Source organism: Arsukibacterium sp. MJ3, from assembly GCF_000987765.1.
Lineage (GTDB): Bacteria > Pseudomonadota > Gammaproteobacteria > Enterobacterales > Alteromonadaceae > Alishewanella.
In genome coordinates this window covers 1-566 of sequence record NZ_LAHP01000135.1, presented here as the reverse complement: position 1 = coordinate 566, position 566 = coordinate 1, and the positions used below count along the sequence as shown (strand labels likewise).

At 44.3% G+C, this 566-nt stretch carries 1 protein-coding gene; it reads right to left on the bottom strand.

All coding sequences use genetic code 11. The annotated features are described in order from the left end of the window. On the bottom strand, nt 1-270 hold a 270-nt coding region (locus VT06_RS17165), incomplete at its 3' end, for a LysR family transcriptional regulator (RefSeq protein ID WP_046555550.1). Nucleotides 271-566: the final 296 nt, after the last annotated feature.

Below are 566 nucleotides of genomic sequence, written 5' to 3'. Positions count from 1 at the left end.
GGGACGATTGTGTTCCGCTGCTACGGCTTTAATACCCTCTACTCGCGATAGCACTTCACGAGCAATATTAATTACTTCTTGGCCGGCTGAGGTTACATGGGTAAGGTGTTTGCCACTGCGGCCAAATATCTGCACGCCAAGCTCATCTTCCAGCATACGAACTTGCTTGCTAATTCCTGGCTGCGAGGTATACAGCGCCTCTGCTGTAGCTGAAACATTTAGATTATTATTTAGTACTTCTACGATATAACGCAGCTGCTGTAGTTTCATAGTGGCTTCTTTGCAAAATCAGAACTTTGGTTAGGCGTTTCTTTATTCTATAATGAACTAAGAATGTCAGTATCTATAGCTACTGTCAAACGCGAAATACAGCAAGGAGGCAGATTCTTCGCCTCAGTATGCGTTAGATCAAATCAAGCGATTCTGCACCACAATACTCATAAGGGCCGCAACTATGTCAATGCGCGATCAACTTTCGCAACTGGTTTATTCTACCGACCAAGGGCGTATCAAAGAACCTAAGGAACAAGCAGAAATTCCCCAAGGCGATGGTATTGTGCGAATTC